Origin of the sequence: Pseudomonas sp. S09G 359 (assembly GCF_002843605.1) — a bacterium.
Lineage (GTDB): Bacteria > Pseudomonadota > Gammaproteobacteria > Pseudomonadales > Pseudomonadaceae > Aquipseudomonas.
This window is the reverse complement of sequence record NZ_CP025263.1, coordinates 186,903-213,817: the sequence shown is the minus strand read 5'-3', so window position 1 is coordinate 213,817 and position 26,915 is coordinate 186,903. Positions and strand designations below refer to the sequence as shown.

Genomic DNA, 26,915 nt, shown 5'->3' with positions numbered 1-26,915 from the left:
GCTACAGGTAGACCATTTGATTTCAATTAAGTGCTGGCTTAAGGCCATCTTCGCGTAACAACTCGAAAAACCGCTCCGCCGGCACAGCGGCGCAGATCAGGAAGCCCTGCGCCTGATCACACTGGATCTTGCGTAGGAACTCTAGCTCGTCCTGGGTTTCCACGCCTTCAGCCGTCACCGTCAGGCCCAACTTGCGGCTCAGTTCGACAAGGCTGTGCAACGCGGTGGCGAGACTTTCGTTGTCGACGCAACCGTGGACCAAGGAGCGGTCAATCTTCAGTTCGCTGAAGGGCGTGGAAATGAGATTGAAATAGGAACTGAAGCCTTTGCCGAAGTCGTCCTGCGCCAACCCGAAGCCTTTCATGCGCAAGCGACAGGCGCCTGCGTAATAATCGCTGAGCGACTCGGTGGTGGACGTCTCCATCAACTCAAACCCGATCGAGGCGGGTTCGGCCCCCAGGGCCAACACGCGATCATGCAAACGGTCGGCAAGGTCGTGGCGGTCGAGCAAGTGGGTCGGCAAGTTGATCGACACCGGCACTTCGCAGCCGCGACGGCGCCAGTACGACTGCGCCTCGATGGTCTGCTCCAGCATCAGCCACAGCAACTGGTCTTCCAGCCCGAAACGTTGAAGTGCCGGAAGAAAGTCCCTGGGCAGCAACGTCCCCTGCTGTGGGTGTCGCCAACGTACCAACGCTTCGGCGCTGCACACGCGGCCATCACGCAAGGATTTTTTCGGTTGAAACCACGCCTGTATTTCTCCGCGCTCCATAGCTGCCAGCAGGCACTGGCGCGCGGGTTGCGTCGGATGACGGTGGGAAGCATCCAAGTCACTGCGGCGCTTATTGAGGCTATCGCGCAAGCGCATGATGTCGCACGCATCCACCGGTTTTGAAATAAGCCCCAGCACGTCCAGGTCCAGATTTTTTGCTACCAGCCCGGCACTGACCAACATACGCCTGGATGCCACACTCATGAGCGCCAGGGCAGGCGGTTTGCCAAGCCTGGCAATGCTCTGGATCAGTTGCACGCCATCCATCACCGGCATGAACAGGTCAGTCACGACCATATCGTAGGAGTGGGTGTTCAGGCGCTGCAGCGCCGTGGCACCATCCCACACGGCCTCTACACTGAACCCACCCAGGGTACTGAACAGGTTGCGCAAAAACTCATGCTGGAAGGGGTGATCTTCAACAATCAGCACCCGATAGGGTTTCAATTGCCACTCCTTCGGTAAGGTTCCAGGCAGGCGTACAGCGTGCGTAAGGCAAACGGCTTGACCAGGCAGCGGTTCATGCCTGCTTCCAGGCAGCGCTCACCCTCCTCGCTCATTGCATTCGCGGTAGCGCCGATGATTGGCAAGTGGCAGTCGAGGCTGCGCAGTTTGGCGGTCAATTCGTAGCCGTTCATGTGCGGCATATTGATGTCGGTGAGGATCAGGTCGAACGTGCTCTGCCGCCACATCTCCAGCGCTGTCAGCCCATCACCGGCCAATTCGACCGTACAGCCCAGTTCTTCGAGCTGGTCGCGCAGAATCAGCTGATTAATGACGTTATCTTCGGCCACCAGCACATGGATACCCAGGTTGAATACCGGGTAGCGTTGCGCGGTTGCCGTGGCGCCGCGCATGAGTTGCCCTTGCGCGGCCCCGACCGCCATACGCAGGGCTTTCAAGCTGTTGAAACTGACCATGCCGATCGAGTCGTGCAGTGCATCATCATGCAGGTCACTGGCCGCCAGCACGCGCGGGCCCTCCCAGTGCGCGGCCAATGTTTCGCCGGGCCGGCCGGGATGCAGTTCAAGCAGTACCGCACCTTCCGTATGGTCATGGGCCTTGGGCAGGCCGACTTGGGCGCGCGCGCCCCAACGGCACAACCAGCCACAGATACTGACGGCCAACTCGCGTATCGGCGAGACCACGCAGACCAGTTCCGGCAACAACTCGTCAGCGCCCGGCGACGGCTCCATTGCCGACAGCTGTTCAAGGGGCAAGTGCAAGGTAAAGCTGCTGCCCAGGCCAGGCTCGCTCACCACACGCATGCTGCCGTTCATCAAGTGCATCAGGCGTTTGCAAATGGACAGCCCCAAGCCGGTTCCCGCCACCACATGGGTATTCCCGTCGGCCTGGTAGAACGGCTCGAAAAGGTGTTGCTGGTCTTCGTGGGAGATACCTTTGCCGGTGTCGCAGACCTGCCAGTGCAGCATCACCCGCTCACCGTCGCGGCTGTCCAGCCGGACGCGCAGGATGATCCGACCGCTGTCGGTAAATTTCAGCGCATTGTTGAGCAAGTTACTAAGGATCTGCCGAATGCGGCTGACGTCACCATTCAACCAGTCCGGCAATTGCGGGTCGACACAGGCGAACAACTGCAGGCCCTTGCGTTGAGCCGCGGCGGCATAGGCGTGAATCACTTCCTCAATCAATTCCAGCGGTGAGAACCGGTTGCACTCCAGTTGCAACTGCCCCGCTTCGATACGCGACACATCCAACACATCGCTGATCAGTTGCAGCAGGTTGGCGGATGAGCCCTCGATTGCCTGCAGATAGCTTTTTTGCTGATCGCTCAACTCGGTGCGCGCCAATAGCTCCAAGGTGCCCAGGACGCCGTAAAGCGGCGTACGAATTTCATGGCTCATGGTGGCGAGGAACAAGGTCTTGGCTTCGTTGGCAGCGTCCGCCATGCGCCGCGCCCGGTCCAGGGCGACCTCCACCTGCATGCGCGCGCTGATGTCGCTGAACGCACAAATCAACACGTCTTCGCGCTTATACCGCGTGCGCGCGAAGCTCAGGTACAGGTGGCGACCATCCGCCAGTTGCAACTCATCGACAGTGGTGTGTTCGCCGTCATCAAAACCGCGGCGTATCCAGTCCGCACTGCGTTGCTGGCGCTCCTGGCTGTCGCCGATCCACTGCGTATACAGCGGGTTATCAAGAACCACCTCGCCGTCCTGGCGGCGCAGCACGCACAGCGCCACGGGCGCAATGCGGATCACGGCCCGGCTGAAGGCTTCGCTCTCCACCAGCGCCTCAATGCGGTTGCCGGCCGGCACGATCAGGCGCTGATCGATACGCCGCATCAGCCAGATCATCAGCCAAGTGACAAGCACGCACAGCAATAGGCTGATCACCACAGGCGTGATCAGCACCGTCAGCAGTGAGTGCATGTCGAGGGCGTAGACGATTTGCCAGTTCGAAAACCCCAATTGTTTGCGAATCGCCAGATGATCCGGCAGCCACTGGCCGCCGACAAAGCCGAACGACTGGGTCGCCGGCATATGGCTCAATTCCAGGCGTAACGACTGCCCTTGCGCGCTATCAAAAATCAGCTGGCCGTTGGCGTCGAGCAAGATGAACTGGCCGGCGTTTTTGTTTTGCAGGGCGCTCAGCAGATCTGGCGATTCGACCTCCAACCCCAGCCAACCGGATTGAGGGCTACGGTCATCGAGACGGGTGAATATGTACAGCGGGGAATCCTCACGCTCAGGATCGGTGAGCCACAGTTCGTCGACGGCGCTGTCATATTCCGCGTTGAGCCGCGCCAGCAAATGCGGGGCAATCAGCTGCACCGGTTCGCGAGCACTGAACAGGCGAACCACCTCGGCCTGGGTGCCGGTCGCGGCGTACAGCAGGTTCACCCGGTTGAGGCGCAGGTAGTCGAGCATGCGGTGGGTCAACCACAGGCTCCAGGCCTGTTTGTCCGTCCCCAGGCCGATATGCACCTCTTCGCCCGCTACCACGTTCGCGCTGGCTACCGGCGCCGTGACGCTGCGCACCGCTGCCAGCCGCAACGTCTTGAGCAATGTCTGGCGGCTGACGAAAAAATTCTGCGCATCGGATATCGCCGCATTCATATAACTGCGGCGCTGGGATATCTCCTGGCTCAGTGTGGCGCTCACATAACTGTAGACCCCGGCGTAAAACCCCAGCACCAGAGCGATGACCAACAGGCGCAGCAGCTTTCTCGCCGCCGCGGGCGTTGAGAACGACGTGTCGAGCGGAGGTAGGGATTGGCGTAGTTTCATGCGAGAACGTTAATCCACCGGCCTTGGCGCCGGAATAAGACGATCCTCAAAGTACCCGCCGCTTTCGGCAGGTTTCTCTAAACGCTCGCCAGGCATTGCCATGACGCAGCTTTTAAGAATCGCCTGATTAAACCCCACGCCTCCTCTCCATAAGATTGCGGCGCCTGGACAGCCCCCTTACGCCCTGTGGCGAAAAACGGACGGCGTCCACGCACAGCCCTAACCATCTTTAATGAGGAGTTCCACCATGAAGCGCATTGCCTTGATCCTGGCCATGACCGCCGCTCCAGCCCTGACCTTCGCGGCCGCCCCGAACACCATCACATTCACTGGCCAGGTGTCGGATCAGACCTGTGCTGTAGCGGTCAACGGCAACGCAGCGAATCCGGTGATCCTGATGCCTACCGTCAGCGCCGCCGCCTTGAGCGCAGTGGGCAGCACCGCCGGCGAAACGCCCTTCACCATCAGTGTGAGCGGCTGCACCGCACCGTCTTCGAGCCTTGCCATCAAGACCGCTTTCCAGGGTAGCAACGTAACCAGCGCCGGCAACCTTGCCAACGCGGGCACGGCCACCAACGTACAAGTGCAACTGCTCAGCGAAGCGGGTGGCTCTGCCGTTGTACTCAACGGGATTACCTCTGTTCCAGGCTTGACCCTGGCCTCCGGCGCCACCAGCGCCAGCCACGATTTCGCGGTTCGCTACATCAGCGAAGCTGGCGCCGCCACGGCCGGCACTGTATCCGCCACCGCGCAATACGCCCTGGACTACCTGTAATCCCAGGTACCTGCCGGGCCCCGTGCCCGGCACGTTTACCCACGTCCTCATTCTTCACCCGCTCTGCGCCTGTTGGACGGAGAACACTATGACTCGCCTGAAGAAAACCACACTCGCCCTGGCGCTGGCACTCGGTGCAGCCATCACCTCCTATGCCCATGCCAGCGTTGTGATGACCGGTACCCGTGTCGTCTACCCAGCTCAAGCCCAGGAAAAAATGGTGCAACTGAGCAATCAGGATACCCATCCCTACCTGGTCCAACTGTGGCTCGACACGGGCAATCCAAACCTCACGGCGCAGACAGCAGACGCGCCGTTTATCGCCAGCCCGCAGGTGTTTCGCATGAATCCCAATGCCGGCCAGGTCGTGCGCCTGGTCTTCACCGGCAAGGGCCTGGCCAAGGACCGCGAATCGCTGTTCTACCTCAATTTCGTGCAGATGCCGGCCATGAAGGCCAGCGAGTTGCAGGCCAACAAGTTGCTGCTCACTGTCAGCAGCCGCATGAAGGTGTTTTACCGCCCGCAAGCGCTGGCCGGAAACCCCGACGCGCTCAGCCAATCCCTGCATTTCAAGCTTCAGGGCAAAGCCGTGGTCGCCAGCAATGACAGCGGGTACTTCGCCACCGTGCGCCGTGCCGACGTAGTCAGCCGAGGTACGTCCTACACCCTTGCCCAAGCGTCGATGATCGCCCCGTTGAGCCAGGCCAACTGGGCGTTGCCCGCTGGTGCCTCGGCCGCTGCGGGAGACACCGTGCGCCTGACATTGGTCAACGATTTCGGTGCTGATGTCGTCACTGACCTGCCCCTTCTTTGATCGGCCTGGGGTGATCGTCATGCCTACCTATCGCGTATCAGCCTTCACGATGAATCCTGTATTCGAACCGCACCACGGGTTACGCGGTTTCGTGCAATCGGCCCTGTTCAGCACAATCAGCTTGATGAGCCCGACGATCGCCCTCGCGCAAGGCACCGTGCCCGCGTCCAGCGACGCTTATGTCTTCGACGACAACATGCTGTTTGGCGGCGGTTCACTGGCGCGGTTCAACAAGGTCAACGCCATTGAACCCGGGCAATACCGGGTCGACGTGTTTACTAACGGGCGCTTTGTCGAGCGCATTGACCTGCGCTTCGCCGACCAGGGTGAAGGCGATGTGCAGCCCTGCCTGCCCGCTGCCCTGCTGGAACGTAGCGGTGTGCTCAAAAGCGCGCTCCAGTCCGCCGGCACGGACCAGTGCCTGGTGCTCGCCAACGCCGTGCATGGTGCGTCGACCGCCTTCGATTTCGGGCGGATGCGCCTGGACCTCAGCGTGCCCCAGAGCCTGATGCTGAAAACCCCGCGCGGCTATGTCGCGCCGCAGAACCTGGACGGTGGCAACACCATAGGTTTCGTCAACTACAGCGCCAGCCAATATCACGTCTCACGCACAGGCAACTACAGCGCCAGTTCCGACTCAAGCTACCTGGCCCTCAACAGCGGGATGAACATCGGTTTGTGGCGCCTGCGCCAACAAGGCAATTTGCGATATGACAACGATAACGGCAGCCACTGGAACACCACCCGCACTTACGTCCAGCGCGCCCTGCCCGGATTACAAGGCGAAATGACCGTGGGCCAGGGGTTTACTGCAGGCCGATTTTTTTCTGGCATGAGCTACACCGGCCTGGAGATTGCCTCAGACGACCGCATGCTGCCGGAGTCAGTGCGCGGTTATGCACCTACCGTGCGCGGTATTGCCAAAACCAACGCGCAGGTGATCGTGCGCCAGAACGGCAATGACATCTATCAGACCACCGTCGCGCCGGGTCCGTTTGAAATCAGCGACCTTTACTCCACCAGCTACAACGGCGACCTTGATGTCTCGGTGGTCGAGGCCGACGGCAGCGTCAGCCGCTTCACAGTACCGTTTTCGGCGGTGCCCGAGTCGTTGCGACCCGGGCTGTCGCGCTACAGCATGGCGCTGGGCCGAAGCCGTGACTTCGGCGACCACGACCCGTTCAGCGAAATGACCTACCAGCGTGGCCTGACCAACAGCGTGACCGCCAACAGTGGCTTGCGGGTTGCCGAGGGCTACCAGGCGCTGGTGCTCGGCGGCGTCTACGCCAGCACGCTCGGCGCATTCGGGTTGGACACCACTTACTCGCGCGCCAACCTGCCGAATGAAGGCCAGCTCGATGGCTGGATGGCGCGCCTGTCCTACAGCCGCACGTTCCAGCCGACCAACACCACGTTGTCGATTGCCGGCTATCGCTACTCAACCGAAGGCTATCGCGACCTCGGCGACGTGCTCGGCGTGCGCGAGTCGATCCGCAACCGACAAACCTGGGAGTCGACGAGCTATATGCAACGCTCGCGCTTCGAGGTGTCGATCAATCAAAACCTCAATGACTACGGCAGCGTGTTTTTATCCGGTTCGACCCAGGACTACCGCAGCGGCCGCGAACGCGACACACAGCTGCAATTTGGCTGGGCCAACACCTTGCGCAACAACGTCAGCGTCAACCTTTCGGTGTCGCGGCAAAGCACCGGCAGTTACCTGAACCGGAGAAGCGGCAATTACAACGACCAACTGGGCAACACCGTTTCCGACAACGGCGTCGGCACGACGCGCAGTGCCGGCACCCAGGAAACCGTCACGCTGCTCTCGGTATCGTTCCCACTGGGCAGCCCGGCCAGCCCGAATGTGCCGTCGCTGAGCAGCTCGGTGACGCACAGCTCGACCTCTGGCGACCTGTATCAAACCTCGCTGTCGGGCACCCAAGGGGCCGATCAGACCTTGAGCTACAGCCTTGACGTGTCCCGCGACGCCGAGCAGAAACAGAACGTGTGGAGCGCCAACCTGCAGAAATACCTGCCCAACGCCTCGGTCAGCGCCAGCGCGTCCAAAGGGCAGGATTACTGGCAAGCCTCCGGCAGCGCTCGCGGGGCCTTGGCCGTGCACGGCGGCGGCGTAACGTTCGGGCCTTACCTGGGCGACACCTTCGCACTGATTGAAGCCAAGGGCGCCAGCGGTGCGAAAGTCATGAACGGCATGGGCGCAACCATCGACGGCGACGGCTACGCGCTGGTGCCGTCACTCACGCCTTACCGCTACAACACGGTGGCCATCAACCCTGAGGGCATGAGTGAAAAGGCCGAGCTCGACGACGGCCAGCGCCGCGTCGCGCCCTATGCCGGCGCCGCCGTGAAGGTTGAATTCAAGACCCGTGTCGGCAACGCAATCCTGGTCAAAGCCGTGCGCCCCGGCGGGGAAACGGCACCCATGGGCGCCGATGTATTGGACGAAAACGCCAGTGTCATCGGGATGGTCGGCCAAGGCAGCCAGGCTTACCTACGCACCGAGAAACTCAAGGGCCGCCTGACCGTCCGTTGGGGCGAAGGCGCAGACGAGCAGTGCGCGATGCAGTTCGACCTGGCGCAACAGGATGTCAGCCAGGCGCTGATCAAACTCAACAGCGCCTGCCGCCGCCCCTGAACCCTTTTCATAACGGAGCTCACCATGACGTTCTTTCGCCCTCTCTTCACACTGCTACTGAGCCTCGGCGCCGGTGTTGCTGCGGATGCCCAGGCCACCTGCACGCGCGTCTACAACGGCAGTCAAGTGTATGACGGCAACTCGGCACAACTGACATTTGGCCGGGTTAACCTGACCTCGACCTACCTGCAACCGGTGGGTACGCATTTGGGCTCCGTGGTGGTCTCGCCCGCGACGGCGCCCGGGCTCACCAGCGAGACCGTGCTGTGGCAATGCGACCTGAGCGACGCGGACAGTATTTACGAGGTGTTCGCTACCAACGGCGACGACCGTGTCGGTGGGTATTGGGAAATCGGCAACGGTTCAGGGGCCTCGGTCAACGATGGGCTGCCCGGTTACTACGCCACGTGGTTCCCCTATGTCGGGATCAAATTGACGCATCTGAACTCCGGCAAAGTGCTCACACGCTATTGGCAGGACGCCAAAATCACCCAATACGACACGGTCGGCAGCAAGATCCAGATCAAGGCCAAACACTTGAGCATGATCCAGGGCGACCTGGCTCGTGTGTCCAGCCTCCCGCCCACGTCGGGCTCGGGAAGTAACTATTGCGGGGGCCAGGCAGCCTCCAGCGGCAGTGGCACCTACAGCTATACCTGCACCCAGCCCAATGCCTATGTCCAGTTTCGCGGAGGGGGTATCGCCTCGGACGCGGTGGGGACAGACTCCAATACCCACTACAACTTCTGGGGCGCGGGCAACGGCATTGCGTTCGGCATGCGCTCGGCGGCGTCTATCAGTTACACCGCCACCTGCGTGGCCCGCAACGTCACGCCGGTGGTGAGTTTCCTGCCGATTACCGCCACTGAGCTCAACCAGGGCATGACGCGCAGCAGTGACTTCACCATCGGGCTGGAATGCAGCAACACGGCCAGCTCCGGCACCGCCAGCAACCAGACCGCGCTGGGTATTCAGGTGGCTTACAGCGCCTATACACAAGCGCAGTCCTTAGGCCTGTTGACCAGTGGAGGCGGGGTGACCTACCTGGTGTCCAATGGCTACGGCAGCGACCCTTCGGTGGCCACGGGGGTGGGTATCAGCCTGCGTAACGCCAGCAATGGCAGCGCCATGAATTTCCTGGGATGGTCAGGCAGCGGCACGGGCGCCACCGGCGGCTGGTACCCGGTACTGGCAGGTGCCAGCAGCGCCGGCAGCAACGCGTCCGGCTACACCAGCTACCTGCAGACGATTACCGCGACCCTCAGCACCCTGCCTGGCAAAACCGCCACGCCGGGCAGGGTCAACGCCACCGCCTACGTATTGGTGAAAGTCCAATGATCCGGCTGGCGTTCTACTCGGTGCTGATGTGGGTGTGCGCGGCGATGAGCGCGTCTTCGATTGCCCGCGCCGGGCTAATGCCCGAACAGACCCGCTTGATCTTCCACGAGGGCCAGGCCCAACGCTCGTTGATGCTGGCCAACACCAACCCCTACCCCGTGGTGGTACAAACCTGGGTGGACAATGGTGAAGGCAACCGCGCGCCGGAAAACTCAGCCTCGGCGATGATCGCCCTGCCCTCGGTATTTCGCCTGCAACCCCAGGCGTTGCAGGGCTTGCGCATTATTTACGACGGCAGTGCGCTGCCCAAGGACCGCGAGTCCGTGAGCTGGCTGAACATGTACGAGATCCCGCCCGCCAAAGCCGACGCGCCAGCGCTTTCGACGCGCGTCGCGGTGGCCATGAACACCCAGATGAAAATCTTCTACCGTCCCGACCACCTGCCCAGCGCGCCTGAAGCAATGGCCGGCGCCCTGACCTTTCGCATCGAACGGCAGGCAGGCACCTGGGTACTGGTGTGCCATAACCCTAGCCCCTATCACGCGTCTTTTTCCTCTTTGCGCGTGGGTGCTCAAGGGCGTGAACGCCCCGTGGCAAAGACCCTCGACATGATGGCCCCGCCCCTCAGCGACAAAGCCTACCCGCTGGGCAATTTCAGCCTCGGCGCAGACGCCAATATCCCCGTCAGCTATACGCTGATCGATGACGGCGGCCACTACCTTGATGGCCACGCCACCGCCGCCGTGCATCAACTGCCGTAATGAGCAGCGTGGTTGCGCATCAGCGCTTGTGCAACGCCTCCAACCTTGCCGGCAAATCGTCGTTGGGAAAGCGTTTATACAGCGCCAGCAGCTTCTCGTCGGCGGCTCTGGTTGCACCCGCTGCACGCAGGTCGAGAATTTCCTGCAACCCCTCCTCCAACGAAGGCAACGCCACCGGCGCGCGCTTGCTCAGTTTCGCTGCGGAAGTATCGGCCATCTCAGCTTGCGCCGGCATACTTTCAGCCTTGGGCGCGACAGCCATCCGGGCCATGGGCGCCGGCGCAGGTGCGGAAAACGCCTGCGGTGGCGGGGCCGCGGAGAAGGTCGCGGTGGATATCTCTGGCTGCGGCACAGGCTCGCGCATGACCACGCCGATCATCAGCGCCACACCGGCGACGGTGGCGAATGCCATTTGCCAGCGGGGTTGTTGGCAGGCGTGCAGCCAGCGCTGCCACAGGCTCGGCTGCGGCGTTGGGGCTTCGCGGCGGGCGGCGTTGAGGATGAAGGCGTCGAGGGACGCCGGCGGTTCGCCGGTGCTGTGTTGACGAAAATGCTGGAGCAGGTCGTCGTCGGGTGTGTGTCGGGAGTCGGTCATACGGGTATCTCCTCGGCCAGCAGGCGACGCAGTTTCTGCTGGGCGTAACGCAGGCGGCTTTTTACGGTTTCCAGCGGGGCGCCGGTGAGGGCGGCGATTTGCGGCACCTCGAGGTCGCCGTGCAGGCGCAGCAGGAAGACTTCGCGCTGGTCTTCGGGCAAGTCTTGCAACGCGGCGTCGAGGCGCGCCTGGTCGCGGCTCAGGCTCAGTTGCTGCTCGGGGCCGGCGCTGTCGTCGGGCTGGGCGTGCAGTTGCTCGTCGTAGCTGTCGTGCAACGGGTTGTGGATGCCGTGCTTGCGCCAGTAGTCGATGAGACGATTGCGGGCAATTTGGAACAGCCACGTACGAAAACTCGCCCGCCCCTGTGGCTGGGTGCTACTGCGGATCAGGCTGAGCCAGGTCTCCTGGTAGATTTCCTCGGCCAGCTCGGCCTTGTTGCTCAGGGATACCAGGAACCGGTACAGGCCTTGGCGGTGCCGTGCGTATAAAACTTCGAACGCGGCGGCGTCACCGGTGCGATAGCGGGCCAGCAGCGATTCGTCGCTGGGTGAGTCATCTGGAACGGCCATGTAGTGGGAGAACTCCTTCTGTCAGCCGAAGCAGGATGTGGGATGGGATAGCGCCCGACGACGGGGTGTCCGTCAGCTTATCTGTAGCTGATCCAATGTCATCGGGGGCAAGCCCCCTCCCACAGTTGTTCAATATCGTGTTCGGAATCAGTGTTTCAGGCTTTGGGTCAGCTCAACCAGCTGCACAAATTCGTTGCGCAAGCCGAAAGGATCGTCACCCCGCGCCGAACGCGCCAGTGCGGCGGTGTCCTGCAAGCTCATGCTGCCAGTGTAGCGGCCATCCCCCTTGAGCTGTTGAGCGAAGGCGGCCACCGCCGCCGAAAAACGCAGGTCATCGCTGGCCTTGGCCGGTTGATTGCCGATGGGCCGTTCAATCAGTTGGCTGTCACCGCCCGCCAGCGGTTTGTAACGCACGCGCAACATCGCCAGCTCCGAGGACGTGCTTCCCGCTGGCGCAGGTGCAGCGGCGTAACGCAAAGGCTCCAGCCAGCCTTTCTGGCCCTTTGGCACAATTTCGTACAGCGCCGTCACGGTATGCCCTGCGCCAATCTCACCGGCGTCGACCTTGTCGTTGTTGAAATCCTCACGCTTCAAGGCGCGGTTTTCATAGCCGAGCAGGCGATATTCGCTGACTTGAGCCGGGTTGAATTCCACCTGCAGCTTCACGTCCCGCGCCACCACCGCCAGGGTCGAGCTGAGTTGGTCCACCAGCACTTTGCGGGCTTCGCGCAGGTTGTCGATGTAGGCGTAGTTACCGTCGCCCGCGTCGGCCAGTTGTTCCATCAGGTGTTCGTTGTAGTTATCCACACCGAAGCCGAGGGTGGTGAGGGATACGCCGCTTTTGCGCTGGTCGACGGCCATCTGCTTGAGGCTGTCGAAATCACTGATACCTACGTTGAAGTCACCGTCGGTGGCCAGCAGGATGCGGTTGATGCCCTTGTCGATAAAACCCTCGCGGGCCATCTGGTAGGCCAGTTCGATGCCGGAGGCGCCGGCCGTGGAGCCGCCAGCGGTGAGTTGGTCGATGGCGTTGCGGATCCTGGTTTTTTCGCGGCCGGATGTAGGTTTGAGCACCACACGGGACTCACCGGCGTAGACCACCAGCGACACGCGGTCTTGGTCGCGCAATTGATCCACGAGCAATTTCAGGGTGCTTTTCACCAGCGGCAAGCCTTCGCGGCGGTCCATGGAACCGGACACATCCACCAGGAACACCAGGTTGGCCGGCGCCAGCTCCGCTACCGCGCGGTCCGACGCCTTGATGCCAATACGCAGCAACTGCGTGTGCGGGTTCCACGGTGTGGCGGCGAGTTCGGTGGTCACGCCAAACGGCGAGCCATCGCTGGGCAGCGCGTAGTTGTAAGGGAAGTAGTTGACCATTTCTTCCAGTCGTACAGCCCCTTCAGGCGGCAGACTGCCCTGGTTGAGGAAACGCCTTACGTTGGCATAGCTGCCAGTATCGACATCGACGCTGAACGTGGAAACCGGCGTTTCGGCCACCCGGTGCACGGGGTTATCCGGCAGGTTTTCGTATGTTTCGCGAGGTTCGCTGCGGTATTCCATGGCAGCTGAATCCTGCATCACCATGCGCGTAGTCATGGGCGCGGGCAGCGGCACGCGTTTGCTCAGCGTGCCTTGTACGGCTTCACTTTTGAGCTCGGAAACTGGCGCGGCGTCAGCAGGCGCGGCCACATCATTGGAAGAAGGCAGCCCACAGCCGGCCAGCGTCACCAGCAAAGTCATGGCAAAGCCCTGGGCAGCAGGACGCAGGAAAAGCACGGAGTGGGACATGGCTTGAACCTCGTGAATGAATGATCCGTTCACAAGGTCAGACGCAGCCTACGATGGATTCGGGTTAAACCGTTGGCGAATGCTCAGCCACGGGATTTTCCATCATCAAAAATGTCCGCCAGGCCACCCGGTGCTGCCCAGGATGGTCGGACGTGCAGCAGTATTAGTTGCGTCCATACGTAGTTCCTCCGGTTTCATGGAAAGGTCGTCCCGATCCGCGCCCGTTCATTCGAGAACCAGATACCGGTGACCTTGCCCACCACATCCTCAAGCGCAACCTGCCCCATAAAGCGGCTGTCGTTGCTGTTGTAGCGGTTGTCGCCGAGCAAAAACACGTGCCCTGGCTCAACCTTGACCGGTGCCATGGCCAGCGACTCAGGGCCTTTCACCCGGTCGGCCGGTGCGTGAAACAGCCCCAGGTTTTCGCCGTTGTGGATCAGCTCGCCATTCACGATGGTCAGCGTATCCCCCGCCACCCCCGCCACACGCTTGACCGCCTCGGTGCCATTCCAGCGATACACCACGATATCTCCGACCTTGGGCGCATCTGGCCGCAGGTCCGTCATGATGTAGTCGCCAATGGAAAGCGTCGGCGCCATCGAGCCCGACGGTATGGAGTAGTTTTTGAAGCCCAGCAGCGGCACCCGAAAGACATCGAGCATCAGCACCAGGATCAACAACACGCCGACGTACAGGGCATGGAAACGTTTACGCGGCACATTGGCCGGGCCGGTGTAGCGGCGCGCCAATACGGCCGAGGTCACCGCCGAGGCGAGTTTGACGACGACTATGAAGCCGAAGAACAGGTACAAACCGACAGGCGTGGTGACCAGGCCGCACAGCCCCATCAGCACAATGCCGGCGAGCAGCAAAACCGCAACACGGATGCCCCAATTGATGCGGCCGACATAGACCAGGCCCCAGCCGGGCATCAGGCAAGACATCAGGAAGGCCTGGAGGGAGAGTTTTACGGGTTTCATTAGTCATCCTTGAAAGGGCAAAAAAGCGGCGGCACACCCGTCACTGGGGAAAATTGGTATCCACAAAGTTTTTTTCAAAGTCTTGCGCGTCTATCGGTGGTGTCAACTCGATTAAAAAATCCCGTTACCGGAGATATAGGACTTCACGTACTTCCACCGGGTGACTATCCAATAGGCCGCGAATACAAACGTCAGGGGAAACCCGATCCAGTTGTACACCCAGGGTGAGTCCGTGCGCAGGGCCAGCGAAATCACCGCCGCGATGATCATCGCGAACAGCAGACTCACCGCCAGAATCATGGAAAACAGTGAAATCGATAGGAAGAACCCACCGATCCATTTATTTCTTCTCACACGAAGCCTCTCCCTGAAAGATATGACCTTTAATTAGCGTCGTCATCAATGCTTTCCAGTCACTCAATCTTTCGGCTGCCCGCTTGGCGGCGCCTTATTGCGCCGCACGCCAATCGACATAACCTTTCACCTCAATCAATTGATTAAGCAAAATAGGGGTCAGACCACTGCAAAACCGTGGTCTGACCCCTATTTTTCTGAATACTTTATTAACCTCTCTAAATCATTAATCATTACGCGACCTACTGACCTGAATGTCCGGGATGCCAAATACCCCACCCCGGCTGCTTGCTATGAACCGAGCTGAAAAAATAGTAGAAAAAATAGAGCGCAAAAACGTGGTCTGACCCCGATTTTTCGACCCCGATTTTTCTCTATTTTTCATTTCTTTTTTATGGTCGCCAATTGACCTCAATACTGCAGGTTCCGCCGCGCGGATCATGCTGAGACGTGATACAGCCCCACCAGAATTCGTGGATATTCGCCAGTTCGCTTCTTCTCAGTGGTTCGCCAAAGTGTTCGACCAAAAACCGGTCATGGGCGTTTTTTTGGTCATCGGCAGTGTCTTCAGCGTCACCCATCAGGGCGAATCCGAACATTTTCAACCTGTCGTTGTAGAAGTTGAAGGTGGCGGTGACTGCCTGCCCGAAAATAAGGTGTGAGGCGCTGGCACACATGACCCATCCATTTTGCATGTCGATTTCACGGTCGAAACGCAGGCCCTGTTGAATAATTTCTTGCGCCATCAGATTCGCAGCTATGGATATGCGCCCATCAAGAACAAAAATTCCGGTTTCACTACTGGACGATGGTGACATGTGCTTACCTGCTGAAAGGGATCGAGCACAAAATAGGGGTCAGACCACTATTCTTCTATTCCGCCACCAAGAGAAATTCGCCCCGCTTATCTGGGGGGCTTTATAAAAATGTGGTCTGCCCCCTATTTTTCTTTTTTCTGAACTCAAAAAAGCGCAAAAACGTGGTCTGACCCCTATTTTTCAAAAACGTGGTCTGACCCCTATTTTTCAAAAACGTGGTCTGACCCCTATTTTTCGACCCCTATTTTTCTTTTCTCTATTTTTCTACAAGCTGCTGTAAGCCGGTTCAGGGGGCCGGGGCACCCTCAGCCCCCTAGTTCAAGGAATCAACGAACATTAAAAAACCACAGAACAAGACCCATGACAAAGCCTGCCCCTGCCATTTGCAGATAGAACGGCAGAAATGCTTTTAACAGCGCGACAATGTCATCACCACCACTTAACCAATACCCGGCAATGTGAAAGAACGCACACATAAGCACAAGGGCCAACGCACAGGCACAAGGAAGATAAACAGCGACCCACCAGGGTTCATTTTTTCTCATTGCCGTCTCTTTTCTTCAAGTAGAAATCAGCGCCACCGTTGAACGCCCCTGACGATGCAGAATCGCCCAAATTACCGAACATGGAGGGAACGGGACTTTGCGGGGCGGGCTTGGTAATCGTCCACATCCCCGTCGGTACCCACTCATATTGCTTCGACACCGGGTTAAGCAGTTTATCCAAGGGGCCCTTGACCGCGTTACCAAAGGCGAACCCCACGGACGCGCCCGCTTTACTCAACAAAGCGCCCATAAACGGATCATCGCCCTTCATTTCAGCTTGATAATAACCACCGGTTGCATTCCACGTCACGGTAGGGCTGTAACCTTTCCCCGCGGTGATCGCGCCAATGACTCCGGAGCCAATGACGTCCGCCATTGTCACCTGTCCTGTCGTCCCATATTGGATAGCAGCACCCACACCTGCAGAAACGCCCACCGCTATCAACTGTTCTCTGCCGTTGGTCACCGCATTGGTAAGAATGGATTTGCCACCGATCAACACGGCGGGCCACGTGAACGGATCGATGACAACCGACATGACTCGGTCTGTGCCGGTAATATTTTCCTTCAGAAACTTAAGGTCCGAACCATTGAGATAATTAACCAATGCGATCGCCTCGGGGTTCTGCAGTTTTTCGCTCAGGCGAAACTGTGAAGGGTCGGCATCCCTGGCAACATTGGTGTTTGTCTGGATTTCTTCTTCCCGCTGAACACACGTCCAACCACCGCCCGTACAGCGACTCGCCATTTTTTTACTGTTTTCATTACTGATATCAACATATTTTTTTATCACTGAACCGCAATCACCTTTAACGTTTTTACAGGCCGTCAGTTCTTTATCCAGCGCACGGGCTTCTGTTTCACTCAGCCAGTTATTCTCCACCGCATTACGCGCAGCCTGAGCGCCGGCGAAGGCACTGACCATGTCACCGCCGGCAAGACCTCCGCCCACACCCGCGGCCAGGGTCGACAGGGCGGAAACCGTTTCCTTTTGCGCTGGCGTCAAGTTGGCCGTTGCTATGCCCGGATACAGTGAATGAGCGATCAACTCACCCGCCGTAATGCCAACGCCCCCTGCCAATGCCGAGTTGCCTTGGGCTTGCGCCACCGCCGCGCCCAGCACTGCATGAGCCATCAGGTTGGCGTAAGGGTCGCCTTCGGTCTTCAGCTTGATCTCCTGCGCCAGATACGGCGCCGCGGCCCCCGCCAACGCCCCGCCCAGGTTACCGCCCAGGACCCCTTGCACCGCAGCGGTCACGGCCTGGCTGGCCCTCTGGAAACTGCTGCCGACGCCGTAATCCTTCTGCACTTGCTGGCTGACCTGCTCCGCGGTCGGGTCAGCGTTACCGCTTTCGATCAGCTTCTGCCGTGTGGCTTTGCTGATGTCGCTGTTGGGGTCGTTGGCAGCCTTGACCCTGGCCGCAGCGATGGCATCGCCAATACCTTTGGTCAATTCCATCGAGCTTTTGACCAGGTCCATGCGCTCCTGCATGGCTTTCTCATCAGGCCGGTCGAGACGCTGGTTGGCGTTGGCAGTGTCGCGGTTCAGGCCGACCAGGTCATTGGCACCTTCGGCATTGCGCACCACGATCGTGCCTTCGCTGACGGCACTGCGTGTGTGGCTGTGGTCGGAGTCGTTGAGCGCCATGCCGTATAAAGCACCCGGCTTGATGGTGCTAACGCCGCCGCTGTAGGCACCGGAGACGCTTACGCCCGCCGACTTGCTCTCGATCTCGCTCTTGTTCTTGATGTCGCTGACCAACAGGCGGTCGGTCAACAGCAGGTTCTTGTCGGCCGTGGCCTCACTGGCAATCACCGCGCCTTGCAGGGTGGTGTTCTTGGCCACGTCGATGGTGTAGCCGCCTTTGCCGGCAAAGAAGCCGCTCTGGTCGGTCACGGCCTGGTAGTCGCTGTTCATTTTCGACGCCGCCAGGTTGGCGGACGCTGCAACCGTGGAGCCGTAGCAGAACGGCGGAATGCAGATGCTCGCGCCAAAGCCGGCGCTGTCCTGCTTGCTCTTGGAGGTTTCGCTGTCCTGCAGCGACACGATGTTGAGGTCGCCGCCGATATCCGCATCGATACGGTCAGCGCGCACCTGTGCCCCGATCAGGCTGGTGTCCTGCCCGCTGTGCAGGAGCAGCGCGCCGGTGTCCAGGGTGGTGTTGACTTGCGTCACGGAGCCGCCGGAGCCCAGGTTCTTGGCGGTTTGCGCACCCAGGTCGAGGGTGAAGCCGTTTTGCTCGCCAACATTGAAGCTGGCACCGATGGCAGTCCTGTTGCGCGAACCGTCATTTTTACGCTCTGTGGTGTTCTGCGCGCTTTGCATCAGGATGTTGTTTTTCGCAGACAACAACGTGCTGCCGGCTTTCAACGAACTGCCGGTAATCGTCAGGTCACCCTGGGTGCCCGGTGCATCACCCGCCGCGATGATCGACAGATTGCCGCCGGCGTTAAGAGTGCTCTGGTGAGCGGTCTGCGCCGTGTATTCGCTGCTGCTTTTGGTGCGCGTGTTAGCCAGCTCGGTGCCGATCTTGATCAGCGAACCGTTGCCGGCCGAGCCAGCTTTTTTGTCCTTGAAGTCGGTGCTTTGGTCAGCAAGCTCACCTAGCTGATTATTCAGGTTGTAGGTCGCCAGCGCCGCCTGGGCAATTTTCACCGCCTTGAGGCGCGGGTCATCGGAGCTGCGGGCCGCTTCGGCGGCGTCGCGGATGCTGTTGGCGGTGTCGACCACGGTACCCGCAACCACGCGGCCCACGGCCAGGCTCTTGGAGCTGTCTTTGCTGGTCTGGCTGGCGGTTTCCATGCCGGAGGTGACGGTGACATTGGCACCACTCAACTGCATGTTTTTGGTGCTCACCAGATCACTGGCGATCACCGCCAACTCACGCCCGGCGGTCAACGACACATTGCCCGCGCTGGAGCCAATGGTGCTGCCGGTCAAGGTCATCTCATTGGCGGTGCCGTTGTGCTTCGAGCTGTTGATGTAGAGCTTCTGGTTGCCGGTCATGTCATCCAGACCGAGCTTGTTGCCGGTCAACACCCCGGTGAGATCGCGATTCTTTTCCTTGTGCATGTCGGTGCGGGCGAAGGTGTTCTGCGCCGCGTCGATGGTCAGGTCGCGGCCAGCCTGGACGGCGAGGTCGCCGGTGCTGACCAGGGACGAACCGGTCACCGTCGCGTCGCGCTTGGCCGCCACGGTGACGGTTTCGCCGGAGACCATGCTGCCAACGGCGGTGGTGCGTTGTTCGTCGACCTTGTCCTGGACTTTGCTCGACTTGAGCCCACCCCAACTGCTTTTGCTTTCCTTGCGCTCATGTCGGGCGCTGTCGGAATTGCTCACGGCCAGGATGTTCACGTCCTGAGCGGCCACCAGTTGCGTGGCGCCTTTTTCAGCGGTAACGGCACTGCCGGCCAGCAGCAGGTCGGCACCGGAAACCACGGTGCTGTTCGTACCGGCGCTGACGAGGCTGCCGACGTTGTTCACCGCGTCGGTTTCATCCAGGCGGAATTTCTTGCCCTGGGAGGTCTTCTTGGTCTTGCTGTAGAAGCTGTAGTCCTGGTCTTCAGCAGCCTTGAGGCTGAGGTTTTTGCCGGACACCAGGTACGCCTCGTTGCCGGCACTCACTTGGCTGGCGACCAGTTGCAGATCCTGCCCGGCACTCAGGGTGGCGTCGCCGCCGGCCTTGATCACACTGGAGACTTGCTGGACATGGTCCTCGATGCGTTTGATCTTTTTCGAGTTGTACGTCAGGTGCTGTTCGTTGGCCGCCACGCCTGCAGTGAGGTCGCGGGTGGCGATGAGGTTGATGTCGCGCTTGGCGTCCACCTGGCTCGCGACAATGCTGATATCGCGGGCGCCGACCACGTGCAGGTCACGCCCAGCTTCCACCACTGAACCTTGTTGAGCGATGGTGGTGAAGTTCGAACGGTTGCCGATGGCGCCGCTGTCGAGGGTTTTCGAGGCGGTGATGTTGACGTCGCCGACCGCCTGGACGGTGGTGTCGGCGCCACTCTTGAGCACGCCACCGATGTTGTTGACGTTGCCGCCTGCCTGCATGGCCAAATCGTTAGCCGACTCGATGCGCGCGGCGCTGTCGACAAAGTCGCTACGCTCGGTGCGGTAGGCACTGGCGCTTTCATGGGTGGTGACCGTGCGCTCGTTGAGCAACTCGGCACCCGCAGCCAGGTTGACGTTGCCACCGGCTATCACGCCGCCGGCGCGGTTGGTGAGGTTGTTGGCGCTGAGCAGATCAAGGCGCCCGCCGGCTTCCATCAACCCGCTGTTGGTGAGGTTGCTGCCGACGTTTGCCAACAGGCTGCCAGTGGCACGCAGGGTGCCGGCGTTATTAAGGTTGCTGCCGGTGATCAGGCTGACGTCACTGCCGGAAATCAATGCGCCGTTGGGCGCCAGGCGGTTGCTCGCCTGGGCCAGGTACAGGACCGGCACCAGCACCTGTTGCCCCGCAACAGTGGTGTTTTCCAGCCACACAATGTCGTGGGTCAGGGCCGCGACTTGCTCGGCGGTAAGGCTTACGCCCACCGACAAATTTAGCGCGTCCTTGCTGCCGATGGCGTTGTCCATCAGGTGCTTGAACAGGTCGGCGTCGCTGGTCTGGCCGTCGATAAAACGTTGGCCGGTGCGCGCGAGCACGGCTTGCTGGATCAGCCGTTGCTCATAGAACCCGTCGCCCAGGCGCTTTTGCGCGGTGTCGGGGTCATAGCCGAGCTTGGTCAGCATGTAGTCCGAACCCAGGAACAGGCGCATGTCGGTCAGCGCCGGGTTGGTTTCGATCAGATATTTGTGCGGGCTGGCGGCGAACTGGCTGGTGGGCAGGTTGGCCACGCCATTGCCGTCGTTGAGGTGGAACAGGCCGTTCTGCCCGGTGGGCAGGTCGAAGCCCGGCAGGCCCAGCGGATTGACCTGTTGCTGGGCCACGTCCGGCGGCAATTGCGGGTTGAGGCTGACCTCGGTCGAGTAGCCCGGTGCGTTGGCGTTGGCCCCACTACCGACGTAGGTGTAGCCACGGCGCACGACGCGGTTGTCGATGCCGTCCTGGGCCTTCACGTCCACCGCGCCACCGGCCTGGATCACGGCGGCGTAGCTTTGATCGGACGGCGCCAGCTCGGTGGTGGTGGCCAGTGCGGTGCGTTCGGACTCCATGACCCCGATAAACGTGGCCAGGCCAGCTTCGAGGCCGCCGAGGTTGTTGGCGTCGTACTGGGAGCCACCGATGGAATATTGGTCGTTGAAGGTCGCGGCGTAGCTGTTCCAGCCGCCTGGCTTGCGCTCGCGGGGCGAGGTAAAGATGCGCGTGTATTGGGTGTCATGGGTCACCAGGCCGACGTTGGTCAGCTGGTTGAGGTGCAGGGTCATGGCGCCCCCGGCGGCGATGCTACTGCTGCTGTTGAGCAGCTCACCGCCGGTGAGCAGCATATCGCCGGCCGAGGTGATGGCGGATGCGGCCGTCGCGTCGCTGACGACAAAGTGATCGCGCTGGGTGATCTCGAATGGCCGGTTCTGCTTGCCGCCGCTGCAGTCGCCGCCGGTCACGCCTTCGATACAGGCGGTGGGGGTGATCGAGGCACTGTAGATGCCGGATTGGGTGGTCAGCACGCTACGAATGTTGTCGATCGTGCTGGCGGCCAGCATCAGGTTGCGCTCGCTTTCGATCGTCCCCGAGCTGTTGATGATGCTGGTGGCCAGCCCGCCCTGGCCGTCGCGGTCGACCTGCAGGTTGCCCATGGCGTAGATCGCCGCGCCGAGGTTTTTCAGACGGTCGACCTTCAGGCTCATGTCGCCACCGCTGAAGATCAGGCCGTGGTCATTCAGCAGGTTGCCCACCGACAGGTCGACGTTGCCCTGGCTGGCGACGGTGCCACCGACGGTCCAGTCCTGGCCTTTACCGACCAGGCTACGGGTGCCGAGCAATCGGCCGGTGCTGGTCTGTTGCAGGTTGTCGACGTTGACCGTCAGGCGCCCAGCCTCGATGGCGGTGCTGTTGGTCCACTGGGCTTTGTCCAGGGTCAGGTCGCCGTGGGTCACCAGGCTGCCGCCGACGTCATCGAGGCTGATGCCGCTGAGGTCGAGCACACCGGTGCCCACGTGCAACACCTTGCCGCCGGTGTTCTGAAAGGTAGTGGCGGCGAGGCTCAGTTGATCGTTGGCGGTTTCCAGGCTGCCGCTGTTATTCAGCAGGCCACCGATGGCGTAGCGGGTCTTGCCGCTGGTGCCCAGGGCGCGCATCTGCCCGCTGTTGGTGAGGCCGACGGTGTCGACATCCAGGGTGGTGGCGCTTTCGATCAGGCCACGGTTGGTCAGGTTGCCGCGCAATTTGACGTCGATCTGGTTGCCGGCGATCTCGCCGCCGTTATCCAGGTTAACCCCCGTGAGGCCCACGCGATCACGCGCGAACAGGGCGCCGCTGCCGTTGTTGAAGTCGGTGGCGTCGACCACGGCATTCCCGGCTTTGGCCGCAATGCGCCCGCCGTCGTTGTCGAGGGTGCCGGCGGTGATCGTGATGTCGGCCTTTTCACTGTGGATCAGGCCATTCGCGCCGTTCTGCACCAGGCCGCCGGCGGTGAGGTTCAGGCCATCGTTGGCGGCCAGGGTGCCGTTGTTGCGGTTGTCGAGGCTATTGGCGAAGACGGTCAGCAGGCCTTGGCTGGCGAGTTTGCCGCCCTGGTTGTCGATGTGTGCGGCGCGCTGGATCAGCAACGGGCCGGCGCTCGCCAACTTGCCGTTGCGGTTGATCAGGTCGCCGAGCAGATCCAGGGTGATCGTGCTCGCGCCAGTGAGGTTGCCGGTGCTGTTGTCGAGGGTATTGCCGTGCAGGGTGAACGCGCCGCTACTGTCGATGATGCCGCCCTCGCTGTTATCCAGCAGGCCGGTGACGGTGTGGGTTTGTTCGCCGTCGCTGAGCAGTTGGCCTTTGTTGCGGTTGTCGACGCTTGCGGCGGTGAGGTTCAGCGACTGTTTCGCGCTCAGCGTACCGCCCCTGTTATCCAGGCTTTGCGCGGCGGTGGCGGTGAGGTTGCGATTGGCGATCACCGAGCCGCTGTTGGTGATGTGCTGGCTGTCGAGGGTCACGTCGCCACCGGCGTTGCGGGTGTTGTCGGCGTTGACCCCGGCTTCGATGATGCCGCTGTTGGTCAACTGGCCGTTGCTGGCCAGGGTGATGCTGTCGCGCGCGGCGAGGGTCTTGCTGTTTTTCAATGTGCCCTTGGTTTGCGCCTTGAGGCGGGTACCGGCGTACACCGCGCCCTTGGTTTCGAGGCTGGCGGCCTTGATGTCCACCGCGCCACTGGCGGCTGCCTGGGCCATGCTCAGGTGACCGTTGGCATCGAGTTGAATGTCACCGCCACTGGCTGCAAGCGTGCCGTCGAGCTTCACGCCCACACCGGCTTCGGTGCCCACCAGTTTGATCGCGCCCGCGTACATGCCGCCCAGGGCCGACGAGTCGATGGCCAGCTCCGGCTTGGCGCTGCCGTCGTCGGCGCGCGCGGTGGTTTTCAGGCTTTGTGCATCGACGTCATTGCGCCCGGCAATCACGGTGAGCTGGCGCGCGTTGATCTGTGCGTTGATCTTGGCCGAACGGGTGATGATCTCGAAACGGTCGACGTTGCTCGCGTTCAAGCCCTTGCCGTCGATGGTCACCGCACCGCCATCCACTTCATAGCGGTCCAGGCGGCCGGCCTTGTCGATAATCGGCTTACCGGTGGTCAGGGTCACATTCGGCGTGTTGATAAAACCGCAGCCGTTGCAGCTGATGCCGTAGGGGTTGGCCACGATCACTTTGGCCGACTGGCCCGCCACTTCGGTGTAGCCGCGCAACCGGCTGGGGCTGCCGCCGTTGACTTCGTTGAGGATGACGTTGGCGGCGCCGCCCTTGAGGTTCGGGTTGCCGACGATGATCCCGCCCAGCTGGGTGTTTTGCACCGCGCCGGTGGCGTTGTTGAGGATCACGCCGTTGGGGCCGACGTTGTAGTCCTTGAACTGGTTGTGGGACAGCCCGCTGCCGTTGGGGGTGGCGATGTTCACCACCGGCACGCCGTTGCCTGCCTGGCCGAGCGTGGTGCCCGGGCCGCTGACCACGATGCCGTCAGCCTGGGCCAGCAGCGGCTGCCAGAACAGCGCGTTGGCCAGGATCAGGGCCAGGCCGCGTTGGCTCAGGGTTTTCAGGGCAGAAACAGGGCGAACATCCATATTCAAAATCTCAGGGCAGCGGGCGTTGAATTACAGGAAGAAATCCACGTGGAAATACACCGGCGCTTCGCGCTCGGTGACCACACCAGGTCTCTCCAGGGAATGGGCAAAGGTCACGCTGGTGCTCACGTGCTTGCCGCGGGCAAACAGCTCGACGGAATTACTCGACACACGGCCGTGCTGGTCGTCGTTGTAGCGATCGTTGCGAATCACACCTTGGTCATAGCCGACGCTGGCACCGTATTCGGCGAAGGCCGGGCGCAACCAGTCGACGGTCACCGGCCGCGCCCAACGCACTTCGTTGCGCCAGTAACCGCCACTGTCGCCGGACAATTGCTGGTCCTTGAAGCCACGCACCGAGTACGAGCCGCCAAGGCTCATGCGTTGCGGCGCGTAAAGCACGTCTTCGCTGCGCTGCCCGGTGGCCAGGCTGGAGAAGCTCAACGACTCGCCCCACAGCGTGAAGGGCTGCAGGTAGCTTAGGGTGGCGGTGTATTTGCGGTAGCGTGGGGTGGCGGTGAGGTTGCCCTGGGCGTCCCGCTCCTGCCGGTTGCTTTGCGCGTCAAAGGCGCCAATGCCGTTTTGCATGCCCACATCCAGGTTGACGAAGGCACTGCCGATGCGCCGCCCGTGGTTGATGCCCACCTGCAGTTCGCTGAGGCGGTTGCTGCTGGTGTCCAGTTTGGCGTCGAGCAGGTAGTTGTTGGTGCGCAGGTGCGTCAGGCCGACGTTGACCGAGGTCTTGCTCACGTCGTCACGGTGGATCACACGCTCGGCGCGCAGCTGGTGGTTCTGGCTGTCACCGTTCTGCTTGAACTTGAAACCGTCTAGCGTGCCGAAGGTGCGGTAGTCGCTCTCGCTGTAGGTGTAACTGAAGTTCCACCAACCCCACGGCAGGTTGTAGTAGAGCATGCTGTTTTTCGAGGTTTTCTGGTGGTCGCTGACGGCGTCATGGCCACCGCGCAGGATCAGTTGATCCGCCAGGCCCAGGGGGCTGTCCCATTCCAGGCCCGCGCCCCATTGCTGTTCGCCGGTGCTTTTCTGGCCGTCGTTGTTGCGCGACAGGCTGGCGCGCCAGGGCTTTTGCGGCGCGTTCTTCACCAGCACTTCGCTGCCGCCCACTTCGCTGCCTGGGGTCAGTTCCATCTGCGCCTGTTTGGACGGCAAGCGGCTGAGCTGGTCCACCAGTTGCTCGACCTCCCGCAGGTTGAGCGCCTCGCCAACCTTGCCGGGAAACGCCATGGCCAGCTCGCGGTCAGTGACCGTACTGCCCTGGGCGCCCTTCAAGCCTTCGAGTTTGCCCTCCACCACCAGCACCTGGAGGTGGCCGCTGGAGAGGTCCTGTTGCGGCAGGTAGGCGCGACTGGTGACGCGGCCCTTGGCGATGTAATAGTCGGTGATGACCTTGAGCAACTGGTTGAGCTGCGCAACGCCCAGGCATTCGCCCACGTAGGGTTTTAGCAGGCGTGTGCGGTCGGCGGCAGACAGGCTGTCGGCGCCCTTGAGTTCGATGTCTTTGATCGGGAAGCAACGGGTGTCCGCCGGCACTGCCGGGGTCTGGGGCGTGGCGCCTTTGCCAGGCAGGTCCTGGAGTTCTTCAAGGCGCCGGCGCTGCTCTTCGAGCAGGCGGTTCTGCCGGTCGCGGATCAGGTCCTGATCCCCAGGCGTAGGGGCGGCCATGGCACTGTTGAGGCTCAAATAAGCGAGCAGCAAAGTGCACAGGAAATACCGAGTCCGTGGCAATAACAACGACATGTTCGATCCATCGAAAATCAAGGTCGGCAAACTAACATCGAACTTCGACCAACCCAAGAAAGTGGATTAGTTGCACGCCCGCACTTGTTATTTGCCCAACATATTGATTAATAACAATAAAAAATTATCAAAAAGATGCCAGAGCTGTTACCGGAGTTATTATTCCGACAAGCGGCAGCTGTTTTGATAGCGGTTCGTCGGATGACTTAGAAGTTGCCACTAGTTGGCCATCAAGTTCTAACCGAGATAAGTTAGTACCCGAAAAGTCCGATAAGTTCGCGGGGGTTTTGTGAATTAGATCGCATTTATGGGCATTCACCTTATGGCGCAGCATGCAAAACCAATGTGGGAGGGGGCTTGCCCCCGATGGCGGTGGGTCAGCTAATGAATACCCGGCTGACACACCGCAATCGGGGGCAAACCCCCTCCCACATTGGATTGGGTTTACACCCTTAGCTCGCGTCTTTGTCGCGATCCTGGCCAGGCACCAGGCTCAGCCCTGGCTTCTCCACATCACGCGAGACATGGGACTTCACTTCCGACACGCCGCCCTCCTCGTCATTGTGAATAACCAGCACGCCTGGCCTGCGCAATTGCTCCAGGTCGCCCTCGGCCAGGCTGAAGCTCTCGCTGAGGTTTTTGTCGCTGAGTGCCTTGGCCTCCGCGCGCCGCTGGGCAAACTTGCGGCCGCGCCGCTGCTGGTAGCGCGCCCAGGTGATCAGGATCACGGCGTTGAACAAGGCAATCCATAGGTAGATCTGCAGCGTGTTGAGCGCCGCAAAGATCGGCGCTTCGATACGCGGGCCACCGTGGGTTTCCAGCATCGAGGTAATCCCGCGAGCCAACAGCCAGACCAACCCAGCCCAGGCCATCAAGGTCAGCAGCACATCGATGATCCACATCACGGAACGTTGGCGGGTTCTGACCAGTTTCAT

17 protein-coding genes are annotated in these 26,915 nt (G+C 60.9%); 5 read left to right on the top strand and 12 right to left on the bottom strand.

Features of this window, described 5'->3' with window-relative positions; translation table 11 throughout:
- Window positions 1–22: 22 nt before the first annotated feature.
- Together CXQ82_RS00955 and CXQ82_RS00950 are read right to left on the bottom strand one after the other, a co-directional pair.
- Window positions 23–1,219: an EAL domain-containing protein gene (locus tag CXQ82_RS00955; RefSeq protein WP_101265324.1), complete on the bottom strand. Its 1,197-nt coding sequence runs from the start codon at window positions 1,217–1,219 to the stop codon at window positions 23–25.
- Entirely contained in the window at window positions 1,216–4,023 is a 2,808-nt protein-coding gene (locus tag CXQ82_RS00950; RefSeq protein WP_101265322.1) for an ATP-binding protein, read from the bottom strand. The genes CXQ82_RS00955 and CXQ82_RS00950 overlap by 4 nt, the downstream gene beginning before the upstream one ends.
- Window positions 4,024–4,270: 247 nt before the next feature.
- On the opposite strand from CXQ82_RS00950, the gene CXQ82_RS00945 reads away from it, so the two are divergent.
- The 5 genes from CXQ82_RS00945 (at window position 4,271) to CXQ82_RS00925 (ending at window position 10,370) form a co-directional block, all read left to right on the top strand.
- Window positions 4,271–4,798 carry a fimbrial protein gene (locus CXQ82_RS00945; RefSeq protein WP_101265320.1) on the top strand — a complete coding sequence of 176 codons (528 nt, stop codon included), beginning with the start codon at window positions 4,271–4,273 and terminating at the stop codon, window positions 4,796–4,798.
- Window positions 4,799–4,886: 88 nt separating this feature from the next.
- Entirely contained in the window at window positions 4,887–5,612 is a 726-nt protein-coding gene (locus tag CXQ82_RS00940) for a molecular chaperone (protein ID WP_101265318.1), read from the top strand.
- 19 nt (window positions 5,613–5,631) lie between these two features.
- Window positions 5,632–8,271: a fimbria/pilus outer membrane usher protein gene (locus CXQ82_RS00935; RefSeq protein WP_256581869.1), complete on the top strand. Its 2,640-nt coding sequence runs from the start codon at window positions 5,632–5,634 to the stop codon at window positions 8,269–8,271.
- A gap of 24 nt (window positions 8,272–8,295) precedes the next feature.
- On the top strand, window positions 8,296–9,609 hold the full coding sequence (locus CXQ82_RS00930; protein ID WP_101265316.1) for a fimbrial protein: 1,314 nt from the start codon (window positions 8,296–8,298) through the stop codon (window positions 9,607–9,609).
- On the top strand, window positions 9,606–10,370 hold the full coding sequence (locus CXQ82_RS00925) for a molecular chaperone (RefSeq protein ID WP_101265314.1): 765 nt from the start codon (window positions 9,606–9,608) through the stop codon (window positions 10,368–10,370). Before CXQ82_RS00930 ends, CXQ82_RS00925 begins: the two co-directional genes overlap by 4 nt.
- A gap of 19 nt (window positions 10,371–10,389) precedes the next feature.
- Here CXQ82_RS00925 and CXQ82_RS00920 read toward each other — a convergent pair whose 3' ends face one another.
- The 10 genes from CXQ82_RS00920 to pgaD all read right to left on the bottom strand — a co-directional run bounded on the left by CXQ82_RS00920 (window position 10,390) and on the right by pgaD (window position 26,915).
- On the bottom strand, window positions 10,390–10,965 hold the full coding sequence (locus CXQ82_RS00920; protein WP_101265312.1) for a hypothetical protein: 576 nt from the start codon (window positions 10,963–10,965) through the stop codon (window positions 10,390–10,392).
- Complete coding sequence (locus tag CXQ82_RS00915) at window positions 10,962–11,534, bottom strand: RNA polymerase sigma factor (protein WP_101265310.1); 573 nt, start codon at window positions 11,532–11,534, stop codon at window positions 10,962–10,964. The genes CXQ82_RS00920 and CXQ82_RS00915 overlap by 4 nt, the downstream gene beginning before the upstream one ends.
- A 147-nt stretch (window positions 11,535–11,681) precedes the next feature.
- Window positions 11,682–13,325, bottom strand: a complete 1,644-nt coding sequence (locus CXQ82_RS00910; RefSeq protein WP_101265308.1) for a VWA domain-containing protein — start codon at window positions 13,323–13,325, stop codon at window positions 11,682–11,684.
- Between the two features lie 194 nt (window positions 13,326–13,519).
- Window positions 13,520–14,305 (bottom strand): signal peptidase I, encoded by a 786-nt coding sequence (lepB, locus tag CXQ82_RS00905; RefSeq protein ID WP_101265306.1) that lies wholly within the window; start codon window positions 14,303–14,305, stop codon window positions 13,520–13,522.
- Window positions 14,306–14,416: 111 nt separating this feature from the next.
- Window positions 14,417–14,659, bottom strand: a complete 243-nt coding sequence (locus CXQ82_RS00900) for a hypothetical protein (RefSeq protein ID WP_157832135.1) — start codon at window positions 14,657–14,659, stop codon at window positions 14,417–14,419.
- A 392-nt stretch (window positions 14,660–15,051) separates the two neighbouring features.
- Complete coding sequence (locus CXQ82_RS00895; protein ID WP_157832134.1) at window positions 15,052–15,477, bottom strand: hypothetical protein; 426 nt, start codon at window positions 15,475–15,477, stop codon at window positions 15,052–15,054.
- 326 nt (window positions 15,478–15,803) lie between these two features.
- Window positions 15,804–16,022 (bottom strand): hypothetical protein, encoded by a 219-nt coding sequence (locus tag CXQ82_RS31195; protein WP_122757694.1) that lies wholly within the window; start codon window positions 16,020–16,022, stop codon window positions 15,804–15,806.
- Window positions 16,009–24,225 (bottom strand): hemagglutinin repeat-containing protein, encoded by an 8,217-nt coding sequence (locus CXQ82_RS00890; RefSeq protein WP_101265300.1) that lies wholly within the window; start codon window positions 24,223–24,225, stop codon window positions 16,009–16,011. The genes CXQ82_RS31195 and CXQ82_RS00890 overlap by 14 nt, the downstream gene beginning before the upstream one ends.
- A 30-nt stretch (window positions 24,226–24,255) precedes the next feature.
- Entirely contained in the window at window positions 24,256–25,980 is a 1,725-nt protein-coding gene (locus CXQ82_RS00885; protein WP_101265298.1) for a ShlB/FhaC/HecB family hemolysin secretion/activation protein, read from the bottom strand.
- A 452-nt stretch (window positions 25,981–26,432) separates the two neighbouring features.
- The gene (pgaD, locus tag CXQ82_RS00880) at window positions 26,433–26,915 is read right to left on the bottom strand and encodes a poly-beta-1,6-N-acetyl-D-glucosamine biosynthesis protein PgaD (RefSeq protein ID WP_101265296.1); all 483 of its coding nucleotides are present in this window, start codon (window positions 26,913–26,915) and stop codon (window positions 26,433–26,435) included.

Coding starts and splice junctions, on each gene's coding strand:
- CXQ82_RS00950 (WP_101265322.1), bottom strand. CDS start 4,023: ATGAAACTACGCCAATCCCTACCTCCGCTCGACACGTCGTTCTCAACG.
- CXQ82_RS00945 (WP_101265320.1), top strand. CDS start 4,271: ATGAAGCGCATTGCCTTGATCCTGGCCATGACCGCCGCTCCAGCCCTG.
- CXQ82_RS00940 (WP_101265318.1), top strand. CDS start 4,887: ATGACTCGCCTGAAGAAAACCACACTCGCCCTGGCGCTGGCACTCGGT.
- CXQ82_RS00935 (WP_256581869.1), top strand. CDS start 5,632: ATGCCTACCTATCGCGTATCAGCCTTCACGATGAATCCTGTATTCGAA.
- CXQ82_RS00930 (WP_101265316.1), top strand. CDS start 8,296: ATGACGTTCTTTCGCCCTCTCTTCACACTGCTACTGAGCCTCGGCGCC.
- CXQ82_RS00925 (WP_101265314.1), top strand. CDS start 9,606: ATGATCCGGCTGGCGTTCTACTCGGTGCTGATGTGGGTGTGCGCGGCG.
- CXQ82_RS00920 (WP_101265312.1), bottom strand. CDS start 10,965: ATGACCGACTCCCGACACACACCCGACGACGACCTGCTCCAGCATTTT.
- CXQ82_RS00915 (WP_101265310.1), bottom strand. CDS start 11,534: ATGGCCGTTCCAGATGACTCACCCAGCGACGAATCGCTGCTGGCCCGC.
- CXQ82_RS00910 (WP_101265308.1), bottom strand. CDS start 13,325: ATGTCCCACTCCGTGCTTTTCCTGCGTCCTGCTGCCCAGGGCTTTGCC.
- lepB (WP_101265306.1), bottom strand. CDS start 14,305: ATGAAACCCGTAAAACTCTCCCTCCAGGCCTTCCTGATGTCTTGCCTG.
- CXQ82_RS00895 (WP_157832134.1), bottom strand. CDS start 15,477: ATGTCACCATCGTCCAGTAGTGAAACCGGAATTTTTGTTCTTGATGGG.
- CXQ82_RS31195 (WP_122757694.1), bottom strand. CDS start 16,022: ATGAGAAAAAATGAACCCTGGTGGGTCGCTGTTTATCTTCCTTGTGCC.
- CXQ82_RS00890 (WP_101265300.1), bottom strand. CDS start 24,225: ATGGATGTTCGCCCTGTTTCTGCCCTGAAAACCCTGAGCCAACGCGGC.
- CXQ82_RS00885 (WP_101265298.1), bottom strand. CDS start 25,980: ATGTCGTTGTTATTGCCACGGACTCGGTATTTCCTGTGCACTTTGCTG.
- pgaD (WP_101265296.1), bottom strand. CDS start 26,915: ATGAAACTGGTCAGAACCCGCCAACGTTCCGTGATGTGGATCATCGAT.